14 protein-coding genes are annotated in these 14,829 nt (G+C 62.9%); 1 reads left to right on the top strand and 13 read right to left on the bottom strand.

Translation table 11 applies throughout. The features are described from left to right. Window positions 1–53: 53 nt before the first annotated feature. From I1A62_RS06320 to I1A62_RS06285, 8 genes are all read right to left on the bottom strand, one after another. Window positions 54–815 (bottom strand): SDR family NAD(P)-dependent oxidoreductase, encoded by a 762-nt coding sequence (locus I1A62_RS06320; RefSeq protein WP_219454820.1) that lies wholly within the window; start codon window positions 813–815, stop codon window positions 54–56. A 55-nt stretch (window positions 816–870) separates the two neighbouring features. After that, on the bottom strand, window positions 871–1,776 hold the full coding sequence (locus I1A62_RS06315) for a dioxygenase (RefSeq protein ID WP_219454818.1): 906 nt from the start codon (window positions 1,774–1,776) through the stop codon (window positions 871–873). After that, the gene (locus I1A62_RS06310; RefSeq protein ID WP_219454816.1) at window positions 1,773–2,864 is read right to left on the bottom strand and encodes a maleylacetate reductase; all 1,092 of its coding nucleotides are present in this window, start codon (window positions 2,862–2,864) and stop codon (window positions 1,773–1,775) included. Before I1A62_RS06310 ends, I1A62_RS06315 begins: the two co-directional genes overlap by 4 nt. Continuing rightward, entirely contained in the window at window positions 2,864–4,393 is a 1,530-nt protein-coding gene (locus I1A62_RS06305; RefSeq protein WP_219454815.1) for a class I adenylate-forming enzyme family protein, read from the bottom strand. Before I1A62_RS06305 ends, I1A62_RS06310 begins: the two co-directional genes overlap by 1 nt. 90 nt (window positions 4,394–4,483) lie before the next feature. Then, window positions 4,484–5,485: an AraC family transcriptional regulator gene (locus tag I1A62_RS06300; RefSeq protein WP_219454813.1), complete on the bottom strand. Its 1,002-nt coding sequence runs from the start codon at window positions 5,483–5,485 to the stop codon at window positions 4,484–4,486. Beyond that, entirely contained in the window at window positions 5,482–6,414 is a 933-nt protein-coding gene (locus I1A62_RS06295; RefSeq protein WP_219454812.1) for an alpha/beta hydrolase, read from the bottom strand. The genes I1A62_RS06300 and I1A62_RS06295 overlap by 4 nt, the downstream gene beginning before the upstream one ends. Next, window positions 6,401–8,725, bottom strand: a complete 2,325-nt coding sequence (locus I1A62_RS06290) for a CaiB/BaiF CoA-transferase family protein (RefSeq protein WP_219454810.1) — start codon at window positions 8,723–8,725, stop codon at window positions 6,401–6,403. The genes I1A62_RS06295 and I1A62_RS06290 overlap by 14 nt, the downstream gene beginning before the upstream one ends. A 24-nt stretch (window positions 8,726–8,749) precedes the next feature. Further along, window positions 8,750–10,048, bottom strand: a complete 1,299-nt coding sequence (locus I1A62_RS06285; protein ID WP_219454808.1) for an LLM class flavin-dependent oxidoreductase — start codon at window positions 10,046–10,048, stop codon at window positions 8,750–8,752. A gap of 188 nt (window positions 10,049–10,236) precedes the next feature. Between I1A62_RS06285 and I1A62_RS06280 the strand changes: the two genes are divergently transcribed. Then, window positions 10,237–10,563: a hypothetical protein gene (locus I1A62_RS06280; protein WP_219454807.1), complete on the top strand. Its 327-nt coding sequence runs from the start codon at window positions 10,237–10,239 to the stop codon at window positions 10,561–10,563. Here the strand turns inward: I1A62_RS06280 and I1A62_RS06275 are convergent. The 5 genes from I1A62_RS06275 to I1A62_RS06255 all read right to left on the bottom strand — a co-directional run bounded on the left by I1A62_RS06275 (window position 10,524) and on the right by I1A62_RS06255 (window position 14,769). Next, window positions 10,524–11,192 carry a 3,4-dihydroxy-2-butanone-4-phosphate synthase gene (locus I1A62_RS06275; protein ID WP_219454805.1) on the bottom strand — a complete coding sequence of 223 codons (669 nt, stop codon included), beginning with the start codon at window positions 11,190–11,192 and terminating at the stop codon, window positions 10,524–10,526. The genes I1A62_RS06280 and I1A62_RS06275 overlap by 40 nt on opposite strands. Continuing rightward, a complete protein-coding gene (locus I1A62_RS06270; protein ID WP_219454803.1) occupies window positions 11,189–11,722 on the bottom strand; it encodes a flavin reductase family protein in 534 nt (177 codons plus the stop codon). The genes I1A62_RS06275 and I1A62_RS06270 overlap by 4 nt, the downstream gene beginning before the upstream one ends. After that, window positions 11,719–12,666 carry an alpha/beta hydrolase gene (locus I1A62_RS06265; protein ID WP_219454802.1) on the bottom strand — a complete coding sequence of 316 codons (948 nt, stop codon included), beginning with the start codon at window positions 12,664–12,666 and terminating at the stop codon, window positions 11,719–11,721. The genes I1A62_RS06270 and I1A62_RS06265 overlap by 4 nt, the downstream gene beginning before the upstream one ends. Before the next feature lie 447 nt (window positions 12,667–13,113). Then, window positions 13,114–13,839 carry an NAD(P)/FAD-dependent oxidoreductase gene (locus tag I1A62_RS06260; RefSeq protein ID WP_257890486.1) on the bottom strand — a complete coding sequence of 242 codons (726 nt, stop codon included), beginning with the start codon at window positions 13,837–13,839 and terminating at the stop codon, window positions 13,114–13,116. Between the two features lie 363 nt (window positions 13,840–14,202). Further along, entirely contained in the window at window positions 14,203–14,769 is a 567-nt protein-coding gene (locus I1A62_RS06255) for a zinc-binding dehydrogenase (protein WP_257890533.1), read from the bottom strand. Between the last annotated feature and the right edge of the window lie 60 nt (window positions 14,770–14,829).

Raw genomic sequence — 14,829 nt, 5'->3', positions numbered from 1 at the left:
CAATGGAAGCCCACCGACGTCTGCCGGCGACTGCTCACGTAATGCGGCCGACTTCAGACGAAGGTCGAGCCGCCGTTGACGGAGATGTTCTGCCCGGTGACGAAGGAGGCCTCTGCGCCGGCCAGGAATGCCACCACGTGAGCGACATCGCTTGGCGCTCCGAGTCGCTTGATGCCTTGAATGCTCACCTGGTCGTCGAGAAACTCCTCCGGAAGACTGCCGATTGCCATCGGGGTCGCGATCACGCCGGGGCTTACGGCGTTGACGGTGATTCCGTCGACACCCAGCTCGGTGGCTAGGGCTCGGGTCAGGCCGATGATGCCCATCTTGGCAGACCGGTAGGCGATGAATCCGGTCATGGGGCTCAGGACCGACCCGGACGAGATGTTGATGATCCGTCCGTACCCGTGTCGACGCATGATCGGAACGATGGCTTTGGCCAGTACGAACGGTGCCTCCAGGTTGACGGCCTGGATCTGTCGCCACCTAGCTGGGTCGAGCTCGTCGAATCCGACCGCGTCGTCGATACCGGCGTTGTTGACGAGAATGTCGATCCGGCCATGCCGGTCGACCACCTCCGCGACCATGTCGGTCACACGGTCCGCATCGGTGATATCGACATCGTGAGCGGACCACAACGCATCGATGGCCTCGACCAGTTGGCCCGTCTCGCTCTGCTCGCCGAGGTCCAGTCCGACCACGGCTGCGCCTCCTTGTGCGAGGCGCAGAGCGATGCCCTGCCCGATTCCGCGTCCGCTCCCGGTGACGACGGCCACCAGTCCGTCGAGGGAGCCCGTCTGCGGTTCGACGGTCATGTCTTGCCTTTGTGTCATATCGGATCCGATCTCCTACGGGAAGCGTGCTGAACTTTCAACTCGGAACGGAGCTGAGGACGATGTCGAACCGCACACTGGACCATGCACTGTCTCCGAGGTCGCGGCCGTCCGGAGTGGACGAGCCGCCAGCGTGCTCGACGAACTTCTTGGTGAGGGAATCCCTGACGCCGAACACCGCGTCGGATTCGAGGAGTTCGTCACCCTCCACGAAGATGTGGGTGATCAAGGTTCGCATTCCTTCCGAGCTCACTTTGAAGTGGAGATGCGACGCGCGCATCGGTGACCGTCCGACAGCGGCAAGCAACTCCCCGACCGGACCGTCGTGAGGAATCGGATACGGCACCGGCCGCAGGCCCCAGAATCTGTAGCCACCAACGTCATCGGTGTACAGGTGACCTCGTCCCGCCGCGCGGCCGTCGTCGTATTGAACGTCGTAGAACCCGTCCGAGTCCGCCTCCCAGACGTCGATCCTTGCCCCGGCCAACGGAACTCCCGCGGTATCGGTGACCGTGCCTTCCACCCAGCACGGTCGACCCGACGCGCCGCCGGCCATGTCACCGCCCAGGGGAATCTCGGGCGATTCCTCCGTAAAGAAGGGTCCGACCACTGTCGCTTCGGTGGCGTCACCGACAACCGGATTGTTCATGGCAATCGTCTGCATCGAGGCGCCGAGAACGTCAGACAGCAGAATGAACTCCTGCCGACGGTCATCGGTGATATGCCCCGCAGCAGTAACGAATTCGATGCCGCGTGCCCACTCGTCCTCGGTCAGGCGCACCTCGCGGAGGAAGCTGTGAAGGTGCGTCGTCAGCGAGGTCATGATGAACCCGAGGCGATCGTCAGGGGACTCGCCGAACGACCGCACCACCCGCGCGGTGAGAGAACTTTCAAGCTCGTGCTGTGCGACGTCGTCTCGATTCGTCGACTCGATGTCGGTCATTCCACATCACTTTCGTCTGTCGAATTTGCCGGGTCATCGCCGTTCACAGCCGCGTACAGCAACTTCTGGATCGAACGGAACGTGACCGGCCTCGGATTATCGGCGGGCGCATGATCGAGGATGTGCGGAATGACGGCATCGATGTCTGCTTCCGTCACTCCGTAGTTCCTCAACGCCCGAGGTGCGTCGACGGCACGTCTCACTTCCTCGAGACCCGAGAGTGCGGAGTCGGATCCGAATGCGGCCGCCATCTGTCTTTCGCCCACAGGTGCGGCCGGCGCGTTGTAGGCCAACACATATGGCAGCACGACTGTGTGAGTCTGCGCATGCGGCAAATCGAACGCTCCACCAAGGATGTGGCAGATCTTGTGATGCAGACCGGAGCCGGCAGACGAGAACGCGACCGCCGACAGGTACGTCCCGTAGAACGCGCAGTCACGAGCATCCAGATCTGCTCCATCGGCGGCAACCGCAATGATGCTGCGCGACAATGCGCGGATTCCCTCGGCGGCGTACATCCTGTCTATCGGGTCTGTCCGAGGCCCCCACATGGAGTCGACACAATGAGCGAGTGCGTTGAAACCCGAAGCAACGCTGTCGGACACAGCAAGTGTCAGGGTCAGAGTGGAGTCGTAGACGATCGACGTCGGGAGTACCCGGATGTCGATACCGGTCGTCTTGCGACCTTCTTCCGTTATCCCCCATACGGCGGTGGCCTCGGACCCGGCGTAAGTCGTCGGTACGGCGACGATCGGAGTACCCGTCGCCAATGCGATCGCTTTCGCGAGTCCTGTGGTCGAGCCACCGCCTATCGACACGATCACATCGGCCTCGCACTGGAGGGCGGCGACACGGGCACGCTCTGCTACGGGCAGGGGCACATGCATCGCGATGTCGTCGTACTTCAGCACCACGGGCAGGCCCTTCGTCATCCGGTCGACACTCTCGGATCTCGAACTACCCGAGATCACCATCGCGCGCGACGCGCCGAGCCGACCGATCTCGGACCTCAGTACATCTGCGGCGCCAGATCGGGCGAAATGTACTCGTTGGGCACGGCTTTCGTGCAGAAACTGAGAGCCCGCCATCAGCCGACCCGCGATACGTTGGAATCGGCGAGTTTCCGTCGCATGATCTTGCCACTCGACGTCTTAGGAAGATCGGATACGAAGCGGACTGACCGTGGTCTCTTGTACGCGGCCAACCTGGTGGCGGAGAACGCGATGACCTCGTCCTCGGTGACCGTCACCCCGGCCTTTAGCACGACGTACGCGCACGCAACCTCTCCTTTGACGTGGTCCGGCAGCGGACCGACGGCAACGAGCGCGATAGCCGGATGGGCGGTGAGTACTCGCTCGATCTCCGCCGGGTACACGTTGTAGCCACCCGTGATGATCATGTCCTTACGGCGATCCACGACGAAGATGTTGCCCGCCGCGTCCTTCGTCGCGATGTCACCGGTACGGAGCCAACCAGCCTCGTCGAGCACCTCGGCGGTCGCCTCGGGGTTCTTGTAGTACTCGAGCATCACGATCGGTCCGCGTACGGTCAACTCCCCCGCCACACCCGCTGTCGCCTCTCGACTCGTGTCGGACAGGTCCGAGATACGCACCTCCACGCCGGGAAGCGAGACACCGACCGAGCCGAGGGGACCCTGAGCATGGCGAGCGTGCGTCGTACCCAACCCGGACAGTTCGGTCATTCCCCAGAGTTCGATCAGCGGAGCACCCGAGCGCACCTGCCAGTGTTCCATGGTCGTGAGAGGCATGGTCTGTCCCCCGACGGTGCACCTCGTCAGCGAGGACAGGTCTGCTGCGGCGAGGTTCGGATCGGCGAGCAGTGTCGCGTACATCGCAGGCACACCCTCGAACAGAGTGGCACGATGCTCGGCGATCAGCTCGAGTGCGCGACTGGCATCGAAACGCTCCATCAACACCACTGTCCCGCCAGCCATCAACGTGCCGTTGATCGCGACATTCCCGTAGACGTGTGCCGCCGGTAACGCAGTCACGATCACATCCGAGTCGTCGCGCCCGTGCATCGTCGCGGTGAGCCCGCAATTGAGAGCAATTCCGCGGTGGCTCTGCACGGCGCCCTTCGGGTGCCCCGTGGTTCCGGACGTGTACGCGATCACACACGCCTGCTCCGGTCTAGGCGAATGTCGCACCGAGGGAGCATCTTCGAGCATCAGGTCGGTGAACGACACCGCACCGGCGATCGTGTCGTCGTCGAAGGTGACGACAGCCTTCACCCCGGGTAGCTCGCCCGCCGCTTCCAGGACCACCTCGGTTCGATCTCCGCCGACGAACACCGCGGTCGATTCACAATCTTGCAGGACGTAGATCAGTTCCTCCGCGGTCAACATCACGTTGACCGGGTTGACCACCGCCCCCATCTTCAGAGCCCCGTGGTAAGCCACAATCCACTCCCACCGGTTCTGGGAGTAAATCGACACGGTGTCTCCCGGCCGCACTCCACGCGCGACGAGGCCGGCTCCGACTCGGTCGCTTTCGACGTCGAGTTCGGCGAAAGTCATTGTGCGAGTGTTGGTGACCAACGCTGGCTTGGCGCCGAAACGGGCTGCCGCTTCGGGAAGAATCGTTGCAGGGCTATCCATGTTCGGTCCTCGACGTAAGTAGTGGGGGTAATAGGTCGGTCCGACTGTCCGACGCGTTCCAACGGTCGGTTTCGTTGAGACAGCGCAGGATCACCGCGCTGCTGCCAGGGTGACGCTGGGCAGTTCGTCGAAACGTGAGCGATACGCTCGCGCGAATCGGCCTAGGTGGCGGAAACCCCAGCCTTGCGCGATGACGGCGACCGTGTCCTTTGCGGGATCGGCCGACTCGAGTTGTCGACGGGCCCGATCGAGCCTGACATCGCGCACGTAGCTCATCGGCGTGCTCTGCAGATGTCGCCTGAAGCCCTCCTCCAATGCCCGCACGCTGCAGTGCACCTGCGCTGCGAGGTCGACGACCGAGCCGACCGCCATCGGGTCGGTCTCGATCAGATCTCGCGCATCGCGGACCGGTCCTGACGGCAACGCACCGGATTCACGGTGCAACTGCTCGGAGTAGTTGTGCGGCTGCGATGTGAGCAGCGCGGTCGTGACGAGGTCGGCCAGCATGGTGGATGCGAGCGGCGCCCGCATCAACGGACCCGATTCGGTCGCCTCCGCGTGAAGAAGCAGAAGCACTCTGCTCAAAGACGACCCGATGCCGCTGTCCAGATCCAGTTCGAATCGAAATCGAACCGGATCTTCCGGTGAACGGCCGAGCATCTGCGCGAGCTTGGCATCCAGGACCCGATGTTCGATTCTGACCGACATGAGCTCGGTTCCCGGTCGCCAGTGGTCGAAATAGGTAATATCTCCAGGAAACACGACAGCGCCGCTGCTCCCGGTCACCGCCCGGGACCGCGCGCCCGAGGAGATCTCGAGACCACCGGACGGGGCGAAACACACGACGTAGCACGACGGTGGCGGGGCAGCCACGCGGACCGGTGAGCCGAACCGGAAGTAACCGATGTTGAGTCCGGGCAACTCGACGATCTTGGTTCGAAGCGAGAAATCTGCACCTGAGCCGTAAATGTCGAGTCGCGCGGCCGAGTAGGCGTCCGCGATGACCGCAGCAGCCTCGTCGGGCTGCGTGAACAGCGTGACGCCACGATCCGACCCGTAGACGTTGGACGTTCTCTCGGCCGCCTCGATCATCGCACCGACGTCGGTTCACCGGCGAAACTCGTATGCTCGATCAACCACTGCGCAGCAGCAGCCAGTGCCCGATCTGCTTCCGGTGCGTTCCCCGCCATGAAATGGAACACGTGCTGCTGTTCCTCTTCAATGTCCATCGTGACCGCCACGCCAGCCTTCTCGGCCAGGTCTGCGAAGCGGACGCCGTCGTCGAGCAGCGCCTCGTGTCCGCCCGCGGAGATGTACACCGGTGGCAAGCCGGCAAGGTTCGCATGGAGTGGGTTGGCGCGCGGATCTCGTGCGTTTCCGTCGGGTCCGAGGTACATCGATGTGATTCCGTCGAGCATCGCGCGACTGACCAGAGCATCGTGTCCGGCGTTCGAATCCACTGTGCTTCCGGTGTTCTCCATGTCAAACCACGGCGACAATGCAATGATGCCGGCGGGGAGCGGCAGCCCGTCGTCCCGGGCGGCGATCGCCGTGACCACGGCGAGATTCGCACCCGCCGAGTCGCCGGCCAGCGCGATGTCACCGGGATCGAGTCCTTGAGCGAGAAGCCAGGCGTAGACGGCGCTGGCGTCGTGCAACTGAGCGGGGAACGGGTACTCCGGTGCTTGCCGGTAGTCGACCACGAGTACACGCGCTCCCGACGCCACGGCGAGATGGCCGGCCAGCTTTCGATGACTGTGCCTGCTCTGCAGGACGAATCCGCCACCATGGAAGTACAGGAGGACACGGGACCCGTCGACCGATGCGGGAACACACCACGTCGCCGGCAGACCGGCAGCATCGACATCGGCGTACGTGACGCCGGCGGCCTCCGCCGAGCACGTGTGCACACCCTCCATCAGAGCACGCATCAGGGGTAACGACACGTCTGGCGCAGCACCGAGAATGGCGCTGCTTTCCGCGTACTTGACTGCGAGCGAGCATGATTCAGAGCTGCTCATGATTTTCTCCTCTGGTGGGTGGGACTGGGTGTGCGGAATATTCGGCTCGCACCGTCTCGGTGTCGATTCCAAGGGGACCTGAAGCGGCCGCGGAACGTGGCGGGACCGACCACGGGTGAGCGGTGAACCCGAGAACGGGTGCTCGATCGGTTCCCTCCCCGTTGACGCCGTAACGCAGGACTCCGCGGTCATGCCACACGGGATCGTGCGCGACATCGACGATCTCGCGTACCGGTTGCGCCGAGATGTCACGGCTCGCGAGCAGCGCAGTCCACCGGTCCCGTGTTCCCATCCGGAAGTACCGTTCGAGCGCAATCGCACTCGGTCCGTCTGCGGACAGATCGGTGCCAGGCAGATCCTCGGTGGACATCCCGAGAGCGTCGCGCAGGTCGTTCACCCGATCATCGCGGGCACCGAGAAAGAACCAGCCGTCAGCTGCGCGATAGAGTCGGTTCACCGCGGACCACCCCAGTGCGCTCGGGCCGGTGGGTTCGATCGCGGAGTGTCCGTCTGGAACGTCGAACAAGTAGAGGCCCTGGTTCAGGGTGGCGACAGTCGACAGCGACGTGCTGATGTGTTGTCCTACACCACCTTTGCGGCGGTGCAGCAGACCGAGGACGGCCCCGAAGGCACCCATGATGCCTGTGCCCACGTCCGAGATCAGGTAGGGCTGGTAGATCGGCCAGCCGCCGTCACCCCCGTACCGGGACGACAATCCTGTGGCAGCCACCGCCTGGTTCTCGTGTCCACGTCTGGCCCGCCACGGCCCGAATCGCGTGAATGCATCCATCGACACGTACACCAGATCCGGGTTGGTGACGCTCACGTCGTCGTATCCGAAGCCGTACCGTTCGATCGCGCCCCACGCATAGTTCTGGACGACCACATCCGCGTTGCTCACGGCAGCCCGCAGAATCGCGCTGTCGTCGGGATCCTCTACGTCGAGAAAGACCGAACGTTTCCCGCGGTTGGTGTAGGAGCCGTGAAAGCCATTGTTGCCGTGCGGAGCAGGATTACTGACCTTGAGCACATCAGCTCCGTAGTCCGCCAGGATGCGCCCGGTGATGGGACCGGCGACCACTTGCGAGAACTCGACGACCGATACCCCGGCCAGGGGCCGGTCGCCGGCGTCACCGTCGACTCCGGTAGGGAACACCGGCGTCGACTCCAGGCGCCGGCGGACATCGTCGAGAACTGTCGCGCGGTCTGCATCGGGAGCCGAGCGCGCCGTGATCGTCGTGCCGCTTCGACTCGCATGCAGAGCCGCGCCGGCCATCGTGACGGGGCCCCACTCAGGGTCGTCGAGCGTCATCACGACACCCGACTCACGAGCGTGGTCCTGACTCAGCCACTCTCGTGGTGTGCGAACAGCTGCGAGCGGGATACCGAGTTGGATGGCCAGCGATTCCCACTCATCCGCCGTCCGTGTCGCGATCAGCTCCTCGAAAGCGCGCTCCGCGCGGCGTCCGAGAACGGCATCACTGAATACAGCTCCCATGTCGCCGAGCCCGTCCGAAACCCAGTCCTCCCACGCACCGGCCGCGATGAGCAGCTTCTCGACGAACCTCGGGTAGGAGACGTTGTCGACGAAGCGGCCGTCCGCGCATCGGAACGAACCCAAGCAGGGCTTTGGCATATCGAGACGAGGCCCGACGAAATCGGGCATCTCCAGATGGAATCCGACTATCTGCAGCATCGCCTCGGACAGCGGAATCTCGAGGTGCGCTCCCACTCCGGTCTTCTCGCGTCCGAGCAGTGCCGTGACCACCTCGAACGCGCCGAGCAATGCCGCCGCGTTCGACGCCATGGGAATCGCGGTGAACAGCGGCCGACCGGCGTCGTCCACAGTCGCGTGGGTACGCGCCTTCCAGTCCCAGTGTTCGCGCAGACGCCTGTATCCGGCGGTGGCGCTCGCGACCACACCCTCCCAGGCGGCGATCGACGCTCGGGGGTCGTCCTGCGCGAAGCCGGGCAGGGAGCAGTAGATCAACCGTGGATCGGTCGACCTGGAACGTCGAGCTCCGAGCCCGTGACGGTCCATGACACCGGGACGGAAGTTCTCGATCACGACGTCCGCCGAGCGGATTAGATCGGACGCCGTCTCGAGGTCGTCGTCCCGACGGAAGTCCAGCGTGATGCGCTTCTTTCCGCGGTTGAGCCAGGAATCGGGCAGACCGGCCAGCGCAGGACCGCCCGGTCGGTCGACATGGACCACCTCTGCGCCGTTCTGTGCGAGCAACTCAGCCAGTAGCGGACCGGCGATGTAATGACCGAAGTCGATCACTCGCAGACCATTCAATGTACCGGTCACACTCTCACCCTTTCTCGTGGACGATCAGGAATTGGGAACCTCGAGCAGCGGAGCCGGTTCGGGAGAACCGCCGCATTCCGCGCGCAGCACGGGCATTACTTCTTCGGCGAAGATCTGCATCTGCTCTTCGACTTCCTTGCCCGACAATCCCGGAGTTTCGAAGATCGGCAGCACGAGGTGATCCTCGAAACCGGCGTGGTAATCACGCATGAGTCCGTCGATCACTTGCTGGACACTTCCGTGCAGCATCATGCCGGCATTCTCGAAAAATTCTCCGGTGAGCCGCGCACCGTGCGGCAGGTGAATGCCACTGATCAGCGAATCCGCGACATAGTTCGGAAAGTGGAAGAGACCATTACGCTTGTCCGGTGTGATGTCGCCGATATGTACGAATCGAAGGAAGGACACGCCGCGCTTTCGCGACGAATCCCACCCGAACTTGAAGGGTTCGGAATTCGCACGATCAGGCCATCCAGCTTTCTCCGCCTCTGTATGGTAGGCGTCCAGGACGTTTCGGACATCGTCACCGCCGGCACCGAGATGGCAGACGTTGAATCCGCGACGGGCAGCGGCCTTCACTGAATTGGTGCTCAAAGCGGTCTGCCAGATCTGTGGGTAAGGACTCTGCAGAGGCTGCGGATACACCGACAACTCCTTCAAAAAGTCCTTGCCGTCACGCGTCTCGATGATCTCGTCGAGCCGACGCTCGATGCCGGGCTGGGAGAAGTACGCGCGAGTCAACGCGGAATCCCACGGGAGCCACTTCGGCGGAATCGAATAGAACGTCCCCTGGTGCGAGAAGGAAGGCTCCGTCCATGCCTTCAGGATGATCTCGAGCACCTCGTCGAAGTAGGCCTGGTTCTTGTACTGGTCGATGTCCGAGGATCCGTACGCCTGCGCGAACGGCTCGGTCTCACGGGTGCCGCCACCGCGCCCGACGCCGAACTCGACGCGCCCGCCGGACAGTACATCCAGCATCCCGACCTGCTCTGCGATGCGTAGCGGGTGGTGACGCGGAAGAATGTTAGCCATCTGCCCGATACGGATCTTGTTGGTCTTCATCGCGATCGCCGTACCGGTCTGCAAGGGATTCGGAGAGAACTCCGCACCTTCGGGCTGAAAATGGTGTTCGGTGAGGAAGAAGTAGTCGAAGCCGAGTTCTTCTGCGAGCACGGCCTGGGCGATCTGCTGCTGCGCGACTCGCTGGTACGACCGGTGCACTGCGGCCATGTCCCCGCTCGCGAACGTCACGTTCGGATTGTCGGGATCTCGGGCAATCGGAAGATCGGTTCCGCCGTTGTGAAGCACTGAGAATTCGATCATGATGTTCCATTCTTTGACGTCGGTGATGACCTGAAAAAAACTATCGGTGTGAGCGAGCTCTCATCGTCCGCATTACGCCGCGCGCTGTCCGGAAATCGCGGTTCTCGACTCGTGGGTCACGAGAAGAGAGATCGCGCGCAAATAAGGGCTATTCTGCGAAAAAGGGCACACGGCGAAAGGTCGACGAGATGATCATTTCAGTGACGAGCAGCGGTGTTACCGTCTCGGAACCCGACGATTTCAGACGCTTTCATATTGCAACGACTGTCGCCTCGGCTTCGCTGCCGGAAGTAGTGCAGAGATCCGGGTTCGGCACTGTGGAAGAAGACGGAACTGCGGTTCTCGATATCGATACCGTCAGGAACGCGGGAAAGTCGGCATCCGAGAATCCCGAGTGGGACGAGGGATGGTCGGCGATGATCGAGTACGCGCGCTCCAAGAACTGGGTGACGGACGACGGTCGAGGTGTTCGCGCTCATGTCGAGTACGAGCGATCGACCGACGAGGAGCGGTAGCGGTCGGGTGAGCCGAGGTCGGCGGAATCGACTGTGCAGATTCCGTGAACACGAGCGAACTCCACGACATCGAGTCGCGTCGGAAGATCGACCGGATCGACGTCGAGGATGATCTCGGCGAACACCGCAGCACAGTTGCCGGTCGCTGATCCGACCAGCGAGGACGCCGTGCCCGCGACCGACATCTCCTGAGAGTCGGCAGAACTCACCGATACTGGTATGACGTGCCCCGGACGTGTCAAGTCAGTCATGAGAGACGTCGAATCCGCGAGAACTCGTGCCGTTCGTGCGCGATCCGCTGCCGAGATTCCCGTACCGATGCCCTCGACTGCGTCGACCCCGACACGTTGTCGGCTGCTCGTAGAGACAGCACGACGTCCGTACATCTCGGCCGCCGGCGGAATCAACAGCCGATCGCACTGCGACGCAGCAAGAGCGACCTGAACGAATCCGGACGAGTGCCGAACCGCGAACGACATCGCCGCCGGCGTCGCCGACGCCGCAGGGAAGACTATGGCGGCCCCCGCGTCGTGCAACACGATGACGGTCCGACCCGAAGCGAGTTCCCGTTCGGCCTGCTCGACCCCCCACAGCACGGAATCTGCGGTGCCGACGTGATCGGCGATCATGCGGGAGACCTCGCGTCGATGTCTCGGTCAGCGTTGCCGAGGTCGAGAAAGTTGCTGCGGTGGTATACGAGCGGCATGGTCGAGCGATGCACGCGCGTCTCCGTGACCGTCCCGACCACCTGGACATGGTCGCCGAGCCGTCGTGTCGAATGAGCACGACATTGGAGCGACAACACTGCGTCCGAGAGAAACGGATCACCGGATCCGGACTCAGCCCACGCGACGTTCGCGAACCGGTCTCCCCGACCGGAGAACGTACGGCACAGGGCACCGCTTTCGTGTCCGAGGATGTTGACCGCGAAGGTAGGGGACTCGGACATCCTCGGCCACGTGCTCGACGCGTCGTCGACGAAGAACGTGATGAGTCGGGGATTCAGAGACACAGAGGCGAACGAACCCACAGTCATCCCCACCGGTGCCCCGTCGACGACCGTGGCCACGATAGCAACCGGTGTAGGAACGTGACCCAACGCCCGCCGAAACTCCTCGGTCGTCAGGTCGTCTGTCGTCACCGCCTCGGGCGCGGTCATTGGACCGATCCCTCGAGTGTCGGAGCGAACTGCTCGATCAGGAAGCGGACCACCAGGGCGCGGATCTCGTTACCTCGAGGAACGGCAGCAGTGATCCAGTACACGCCGTGCACCAGGCCGTCGATGCGTACGACCTCCGTCGGGACCCCTGCCTCAGCGAGCTGCGCACCGAAACTTTCCGCCTCGTCGCGTGACACCTCGTTCTCCATCGTCACAATCAGCGTCGGCGGAAGTCCCGTGAGATCCTGTGCTTTCGACGGATCGACGTACGGATTGCCGGGATCGGTACCGTCGGCCAAGTAGTGGTTCCAGAACCAGTCCATCCCAGCAGCATTGACCACGAAGCCCTCCCGGAACTCGTCCCGTGACGGTGTGTTCGCATACGGTTCGATCACCGGGTAGACGAGTGCCTGGCATACCAGGGACGGCCCGCCTTCGTCACGGGCACGCAGGGCAGCCACTGCCGCCAGATTCCCGCCGGCGCTGTCACCGTGTACGGCGAGACGAGTCGGATCACCACCGAACGTGGCGACGTTGTCCTCGATCCACTTCAGCGCGGCGAACGTGTCGTCTGTCGCCGCTGGAAACTGGTGTTCCGGTGCCAGTCGGTACCCGACTGCGGCGACTATCGCTCCCACATCGTTGGCGAGCACTCGACACAACTCTTCGGACACCACGAGATCACCGGTGACGAAACCGCCACCGTGGAAGTAGGACACCACCGGAAACGGGCCGGCGCCTTCCGGCACGTACAACCGGATCGGCAACTCTCCCGACGGGCCGGAGTAGGTGGTGTCGACCTGTCGAGCGACCTGCCGATGCGGCTCCTGGAGTGCGACGAAGGCGGCCGTGGAGGCACGAGCGTCCTGAACGGTGGAGACTTCGAACGGTGGCAATCCCGCCATCTGTTCGAGCAAAGTCTGTACTGCGCTATCGAGTGGCATGAGGTTCTCCCTGGAAGCAGAGTGGTAAAACTGCGGCGAAATGAGTCGGTGTGACGATTGCCGGGACCGTCACCCGAGTTCGACTCGTCGGCGTCGGTCGAATCGCGAGGCGGATGGCTCGAAGCCGTCGTATCCGTTCGCGAGGTCGTACTCTTTTGCAGCTGTCCGTATCTTCTTCGCTGTCACGGATCGGATCGGTGCCGCGGAGACGTCGACGAGCGTCATATTGTCTCGGTTGAACGTCTCGTAGTAGCCGGTCTCGCACGGAGGGCGTTTGGTGCCGTACGCGTAGTCGGTGAGCGTCAATATCTCCGCCCTCCGAGGTCGGTGACGCGCTCGCAAATCTTCTCCCGCACGTACTCAGCGATGGTCTCGTTGGCATCCTTGTCGATCAGGATGTCGGCGCACGTTTCCACCGAGAACCGGAAGCCTCCTTCGGCCCAGCATTCATCGAAGACCCGGGGGCGCTCTTCCGATGACACCTCCAGCGCCGAAGCAACACATTTCAGAAAGTGCCCCCACCGGTGTTTTGAGACTCTTCACGAACCTCTGGGTATCGAGATTTATGGGGGCAACACGATCCGGGTCCGAAGGCGCATTGCCAAGCCTGGTCGCATAATTCGGCGTCCGCTGGAACACAGTCAGATAGCCGGCCTTTTTGGCGATCTCGGTGATGGCCTGGATCCCGCGCGATCCCGTGCCGATCACCCCGACCTTCTTTCCATGGAAAACGACGCCGTCGTGTGACCACTTCCCGGTGAGGTAGACCTCACCTTCGAAGTCGTCGATGCCCACCCGCCACACGAGGTCCTCCTCGTCCCGGACGGCAGATGTCACACGCCTGCCGAAGACGATGTTCGGACGCAAATCGAATCTGTCGGCGACGTGTTCGAGGTACGCAAGGATCTCCGGCTGGCCGGCGTATTTCTCCGACCAGTTCCACTCGTCCTGAAGTTTGTCCGAAAAAGAGTACGAGTAGTGAAGGCTTTCGATATCGCATCTCGCACCGGGATACCGGTTCCAGAACCACATACCTCCCACACCATCGCCGGCCTCGAACACTCGAACATTCAAACCCAGTACGTCTCGTAGTTTGTGCAAGGCGTACAGACCTGCGAATCCGGCGCCGACAACTATCGCGTCGTGATCGGTGATGAGAGGCGCGTCGTTCATGATGCTCTTTCCTGCGGGTCCGAATCGGAGCGGCGGGCCACGACTCGGAGGTATTGGGTCCTATGTCGGGGCGCCGTTCGAGCATCGTTGATCGGCGACCGGTCGCGAGTGGGGCAGATCACCCATAGGCATACCTGTATTGACAGTCACAGGTGATCGGTATGAGGTGAAACCATGCTGTCCCCCGAAGCGTCGACCGAGCCTTAGTGGAATCTGACGACCGTTGGTGGATTCGCGTACGAGGTGCCTCTGCGTGTGAGCTCAGGCAAAGAAAACAGCTCGCCCGGTGATGCGACCGCGGCCCAACCAGTCGAATACCCCGTTGATCTCCGACAACGGAAACTGTTCGATCGTCGAGACCAGTTACGGCGGCGACGTGCGATCCAGCGGCGGCGCGACTTCTTCTTCGCCGTGGGCGCCTACGTTCGCCGAGATCGGCCTGCCCGCACCGCATACGACGTGATCGCCCGCACCACAGCGCATCGGGTGAACGAGCTCACCGCCCTCGTCGACGGGTCCGGGTCCAGGATCGCCGCTACGCGCAAGCGCCAGCAACTCCGCCAGCTCGTTGCGCGACCCCCAGTTGCTCGACGTCAGTATTGCTTCTGGAACGAGCCCCAGAAATGAGAACGGCACCGACCCCCTGCCAGGCCTACGCACGAACAGGCCGCCGCGACCGAGGACAGCCGAACCGAGTGTCATGGTTGAGTCGACTCCGACGAAGTCGAGTACGACGGCTGCACCGTTCTTGCCACTCTTCTCCTGGATTGCTTCCAGTGCGTTCTCAGACAGCGGGTCAATGCCCACGTCCGCACCCAGCGTCTGTGCCAGCGCCCGCTTGCCGGGGTCGGCCTCGACTACCACGACCTTGGCCGGCGAGAGAAGCTCGAGGAACTGCACCCCGTATTGGCCGAGCCCGCCGGCTCCGATCAGTACTGCGCTCGTGCCTGCGGTCAGATGGGGCAGCGTTTTTTACCGCCGCATAGGGCG

The organism is Rhodococcus sp. USK10 (assembly GCF_019378875.1).
GTDB lineage: Bacteria > Actinomycetota > Actinomycetes > Mycobacteriales > Mycobacteriaceae > Rhodococcus_F > Rhodococcus_F pseudokoreensis.
Note: the sequence above shows the minus strand (reverse complement) of the source record. Positions and strands in the feature narration are given on the sequence as shown.

Excerpts from the sequence above, each read along its gene's own strand:
- I1A62_RS06320 (WP_219454820.1), bottom strand. The coding sequence starts at position 815 with ATGACCGTCGAACCGCAGACGGGCTCCCTCGACGGACTGGTGGCCGTC.
- I1A62_RS06315 (WP_219454818.1), bottom strand. The coding sequence starts at position 1,776 with ATGACCGACATCGAGTCGACGAATCGAGACGACGTCGCACAGCACGAG.
- I1A62_RS06310 (WP_219454816.1), bottom strand. The coding sequence starts at position 2,864 with ATGGCGGGCTCTCAGTTTCTGCACGAAAGCCGTGCCCAACGAGTACAT.
- I1A62_RS06305 (WP_219454815.1), bottom strand. The coding sequence starts at position 4,393 with ATGGATAGCCCTGCAACGATTCTTCCCGAAGCGGCAGCCCGTTTCGGC.
- I1A62_RS06300 (WP_219454813.1), bottom strand. The coding sequence starts at position 5,485 with ATGATCGAGGCGGCCGAGAGAACGTCCAACGTCTACGGGTCGGATCGT.
- I1A62_RS06295 (WP_219454812.1), bottom strand. The coding sequence starts at position 6,414 with ATGAGCAGCTCTGAATCATGCTCGCTCGCAGTCAAGTACGCGGAAAGC.
- I1A62_RS06285 (WP_219454808.1), bottom strand. The coding sequence starts at position 10,048 with ATGATCGAATTCTCAGTGCTTCACAACGGCGGAACCGATCTTCCGATT.
- I1A62_RS06280 (WP_219454807.1), top strand. The coding sequence starts at position 10,237 with ATGATCATTTCAGTGACGAGCAGCGGTGTTACCGTCTCGGAACCCGAC.
- I1A62_RS06275 (WP_219454805.1), bottom strand. The coding sequence starts at position 11,192 with ATGATCGCCGATCACGTCGGCACCGCAGATTCCGTGCTGTGGGGGGTC.
- I1A62_RS06270 (WP_219454803.1), bottom strand. The coding sequence starts at position 11,722 with ATGACCGCGCCCGAGGCGGTGACGACAGACGACCTGACGACCGAGGAG.
- I1A62_RS06265 (WP_219454802.1), bottom strand. The coding sequence starts at position 12,666 with ATGCCACTCGATAGCGCAGTACAGACTTTGCTCGAACAGATGGCGGGA.
- I1A62_RS06260 (WP_257890486.1), bottom strand. The coding sequence starts at position 13,839 with ATGAACGACGCGCCTCTCATCACCGATCACGACGCGATAGTTGTCGGC.